Raw genomic sequence first — 825 nt, 5'->3', positions numbered from 1 at the left:
GTGGACATACTCACGGTGTCGTCGCGCACCAAGGACAGCAACAAGAACCTCATGATCGATGAACGTCCTCAGCCACAGTGACGCTGAAGACTCGATCCATGGTCAGAACGAATGACGTCTAACACCCCTCTGACCGCCCACCGCTTTGACCACCAGTTCCCAAGGAACAGAGTCGAAGAACGCCCGGATGTCCAGATCGATCACCCAGTCCTTTCTCCAACACCGCTCGCGGCAGGTGGCCACCGCGTCCAGCGCCGAGCGCTCCGGGCGGTAGCCGTAGGAATCGGGGTGGAAGACCTTCTCGGCCCGCTTCTCGATCACCCTGGCCACCACCGTCTGCGCAACCCGATCCCCGATCGAGGGGCACGCCTAAGATCCGGACGCCGCCCTTCTTGGGGATCTCGACTGCGCGCACCGGAGGTGGGAAGTACGTCCCCGACGACATCCGATTCCAGATCTTGTACAGGTTGTTCCGCAGATCGGCCTCGAATGCCTCGATCGACGTCCCGTCCACACCGGGACCGCCGTTGTTCGCCTTGACCTTCTCCCACGCCTCCCAGACAGCCCGCTTCGGTATCTCAAACGGCTTGCCCGGTGCTTTCAGCTCGTTCACGCGACTCCTCCCGGAGGACTTCCGGTTGATCGAACGAACAACAGCCACGAACGACCCGGCCCCTTCGCTCCACCACCGTTACAGCGGGTCGGGTAGCCGGGAGGAACCTCCCCTCCCGGCTCCCACAGATCCGTGCGTAAACCTCTCGACTTACACGGCTCTTGTCATCCTGGTCCCCAGGCACCCGAGACCCATTTCCAGTGAGCAAACAT

Annotated in this window: 1 protein-coding gene; it reads right to left on the bottom strand. The window is 61.9% G+C overall.

Going from position 1 to position 825, the window contains the following annotated elements; translation table 11 throughout:
• Window positions 1–102: 102 nt before the first annotated feature.
• Entirely contained in the window at window positions 103–357 is a 255-nt protein-coding gene (locus ACFLIM_RS50260) for a reverse transcriptase domain-containing protein (protein ID WP_449291508.1), read from the bottom strand.
• Window positions 358–825 lie beyond the last annotated feature (468 nt).

Origin of the sequence: Nonomuraea marmarensis (assembly GCF_043197025.1) — a bacterium.
In the GTDB taxonomy this organism is placed as follows: Bacteria; Actinomycetota; Actinomycetes; order Streptosporangiales; family Streptosporangiaceae; genus Nonomuraea; species Nonomuraea marmarensis.
Note: the sequence above shows the minus strand (reverse complement) of the source record. Positions and strands in the feature narration are given on the sequence as shown.